General features: G+C 56.2%; 4 protein-coding genes and 1 pseudogene. All 5 read right to left on the bottom strand.

Translation table 11 applies throughout. The features are described from left to right. A partial coding sequence (grpE, locus tag Q0K06_RS13755; RefSeq protein ID WP_294553700.1) for a nucleotide exchange factor GrpE occupies window positions 1-297 on the bottom strand: 297 nt, incomplete at its 3' end. Between the two features lie 17 nt (window positions 298-314). Further along, on the bottom strand, window positions 315-1,376 hold the full coding sequence (hrcA, locus tag Q0K06_RS13760) for a heat-inducible transcriptional repressor HrcA (RefSeq protein ID WP_294553702.1): 1,062 nt from the start codon (window positions 1,374-1,376) through the stop codon (window positions 315-317). 233 nt (window positions 1,377-1,609) lie between these two features. After that, a complete protein-coding gene (locus tag Q0K06_RS13765; protein ID WP_294553705.1) occupies window positions 1,610-2,368 on the bottom strand; it encodes an MBL fold metallo-hydrolase in 759 nt (252 codons plus the stop codon). Between the two features lie 126 nt (window positions 2,369-2,494). Further along, window positions 2,495-2,992: a hypothetical protein gene (locus tag Q0K06_RS13770; RefSeq protein ID WP_294553707.1), complete on the bottom strand. Its 498-nt coding sequence runs from the start codon at window positions 2,990-2,992 to the stop codon at window positions 2,495-2,497. 416 nt (window positions 2,993-3,408) lie between these two features. Then, window positions 3,409-3,603: pseudogene (locus Q0K06_RS13775) on the bottom strand (cysteine desulfurase); the annotation flags it as partial.

The following is a 3,603-nucleotide window of genomic DNA, read 5'->3' on the forward strand; positions in this document are numbered from 1 at the left end:
ATTGTCGTACACCGGGAGGAAGGCCAGCACGGTCTCCGACTTGGCGTCGTTCCATGCCGATTCCTTTTCCTTCTGGCTGCGGCGGCGGTAGTTGTCGTACTCGGCGGCCAGGCGGAGGAACTGATCCTCCTTCTCCTTCAGGGCGGCCATAGCCTTCTCGGTGGCCTCCAGAGCGGCGGTCAGCTCTGTGCTGTCGGGGGCGTCAGCCGTTCCGGCCTGGGACACGGCCTCCTCCTGGGGGGCCTGGGCTGTCTCCTGCTGGGAGACGGGCTCCTTTTCCTTATCCTTTTTACTCATAGCTTATGTGCTCACTCCTATTTCTTGCCGTCATGGTTCTCTTCAACCGGGGGAAGCTCGCCCTGTCCGAACAGCTTGGACAGGCCCTGGGCCAGATAGGACAGGCGGGCGGTAATTTTTGCGTAATCCATACGGGTGGGGCCTACCACGCCGATGACGCCCCGCATCCCTTCGCCGATATCGTAACTGGCGACCACCACGCTGGTGTCCTTCAGGGCGTCAGCCACGTTTTCGGGACCGATGAGGATGCTCATGGGGTTGTCCTTGGGGACAGGGAAGCGGCTGGGATCGCTGTCCTCAGAGAGATAGCTCATCAGGGACTGGGCCTTCTCCAGGCTGCGGTATTCGGGGTGCTCGAGGAGATGGGCGATGCCCGCCGTGTGCACCTTCCGGTGCTCCAGCTCCTCCAGGACCTCGATGGCGAAGGAGACCACCAGGCTGATAAGGCCGTAGGAGTCGCCGGCGGCGTGCTGCGCCACCCGCATCAGCTCGGGGGTGATTTCCTCCAGGGTGAGGCCGGTAAAGGTGGTGTTGAGCAGGGTGTTGAGCAGCTGGAGCTGGGGCTCGCTCAGATCGGTGGGCAGACGTACCAGCCGGTTGCGGACCACATTGGTGTCTGTCATCACCACAATAATAAAGGCGCTCCGCTCCACCATCAGCAGGTCAAACCGTTTGATGGTCACCCGCTCCATAACGGAGGAGAGGGCAAAGGCGGGGTACTGAGTCAGCTGGGAGACGATCCGTCCCGCCTGGTCGATGACCCGGTCCAACTCCTGCATCTTCATGTGCAGCGCCTGGTTGATCCGCTGGGTCTCCTGAAGGGAGAGGCGGTAGTCGCCCATAAGCTCGTTGACATAGAGCCGGTAGCCCTTGGGGGAGGGAATCCGCCCGGCGGAGGTGTGGGGCTGCTCCAGGTAGCCCATGGCCTCCAGGTCAGCCATCTCGTTGCGGACGGTGGCGGAGGAGACGTCAAGTCCGGAGGACTCGGCGATGGTCTTGGAGCCAATCGGCTCCGCCGATTCAATATAGTTTTCAATGATAGCCCGCAGAATACGTTTCTTTCGGTCTGTCAGTTCCATCGTGCGTCCTCCTCTCCTGTTTTAGCACTCATACTTCCTGAGTGCTAACGTAAATGTACCACCATCCCCCCGTGTTGTCAATAGGTTGGTTGTAAATGATTTGTGAACAGAAAAAATCGGGAACGGGAAAAGCAGAGGAAAGGGAGGATTGCTAAGATTCAGCGAAAAAGGGAAAAAGACCGCCGCGGCAGAGGCGGAAGCTCCGTCCCTGCCGCGGCGGCAGATGGTGTGAATCAGAATTCCAGCGTCAGGCCAGTCCGGAGGGGCGACAGCGTTTCCCCCAGTTCCTCCTGGAGAAGGGCGAAGGCGGGGGCGCCAGTGCAGTGGCCGGTGTATACCCGCTCCACCCCCAGCTCATCAACGAGCCAGTGGGCCAGATTGCGGACAATGCCGGGGGCCACCCCCAGAGTGGAGACGCCGCCATGTCCCATCAGGTGGAACCCGCCCACAATGGCGTATACCCGCTCTCCGGGGAAGCGGGCGAGAATATCTTTTACAATATATCCGGCCCCGGCGTGGCAGCAGGAGTTCATCACCACCAGGCCCTTGTCCGTCTCCGCTGCCAAGGACTGCTCGTGGTCCACGCGGTCGGGGATGAGGTGGAGGCCGGGCAGCAGCTCCCGGGGGCCGCCGGCCAGGTCAAAGCGGCTGCGGAACCGCTCAATGAGGACCGGGTTTATCCCGTTGTAGCCGCCATCCCGCTCCCGGTACCGGGGCAGCAGGGCGGCGGGTCGGGCGTACACCGGCGCAGCGGTGTTGCAGGCGAAGAAGGCAGCCAGGCCGTCGGCGTGGTCCCAGTGGCCGTGGGAGAGCGCGGCTTTCTCCACGGCGGACAGGTCCACCCCCAGAGCGGCGGCATTCTCGGCAAAGCGGCCGGAGGAGCCGGCGTCCAGCAGCACGCTGTGCCCTTCATAGGAGAGGTGCAGGGACAAGCCGTGCTCGTGGATAAGACCGCTGGGAGCGGTGTTTTCCATCAGAACCGTAACCTTCATCATCATCCCGCCTTCCGCCGCGGCACACGGCTCAAGTGAAATAGACATCCCCCGTCTTATTAAAATCGTCTCTGGATAAGAAAGAATTTCTTGCGCACCATAGTGTATGAACATGTTGCAAATTTGTTATTTTGTCAGATACTTCCTCGTAACAAATCGTTCAGCAGCATGCGCCAGCATCGGAATAACAAAGCATTTTGAAGAATAAAATACATATCCTATGCCCATTGAGAAAACAAAGGAAGCAAACACATCTAAAAATAAATGTTTGAAATTCATTTGTTTGCAAACAAATGCTTGAACCAGGATTTCCGCACACCAGATTAATGCCGTTATAAAAATACTCCATAAAGTGTTCAATTTCTGTATTGATAAAATACCACAAACAAATGTCTGCATCATCACTCTTTGAGGTATTTCCATACATGCAGCTTCTAGGCATAAAGGTGCTAAAGGTACGTCCTCATGTCGTTCATGTTTGAACAAAATGATAAGGCTCGTCGCTATTACAGTTGCAATTGCAAATAACCACAATTTCCAATTAAAAACTGAACTGAAATGAAATGGGTGAGAGCAAAAGCAAATGCCAATGATGATAGTTGGAATGATGGATATAACCACCATGCTCATCCTCTGCAGCCAGCATATTGTCTTCTTAATGCAGAACTGCTGTAAAAAAAAGACTGCTCCCATAGCAAGCTCCGCTTAACAAAAACCCCATTAAACAAGATAGACAATACCACATTTTCTCCCCTAAAATTTCTGATTTGTCGTTCTCTATATATTAAAAGACATAAAAATGTAAATAGTTCAGCCGTTTTTGCTCCATAAAGGGCGGGAACAACATACTTTAGTCTGTCGTTCCCTTAATTACCACAAAAGCAGGACGGGCGGGCTGTTAACGGCGGCGCATATGCGCCGTTCATCCTGAGGGCTGACTGGCTCGGCTGGCTTTGCTATCACTGCCATTACAATTTGCTTTAGCACACTGCTTCCAATATAGGGTGGCTGTCTTAGTGTCACTTTATGGCGTGTGAGCATTAAGACAGGGTGGGAAACAGGCTGTCCCGGGCCTTGACCAGGGCGTCCCGCAGGCCGTCCACGTCCTCACGGGTGCTGTCGGGGGAGAAGGACACCCGGAAGGCCCCGTCCATCTCATTCTTGGGCAGGCCCATGGCTGCAAACACATGGCTGGGCCTGCCCCGGTGGCAGGCCGACCCGGCGGACACGCACAC

Source organism: uncultured Pseudoflavonifractor sp. (genome assembly GCF_944387805.1).
In the GTDB taxonomy this organism is placed as follows: Bacteria; Bacillota; Clostridia; order Oscillospirales; family Oscillospiraceae; genus Pseudoflavonifractor.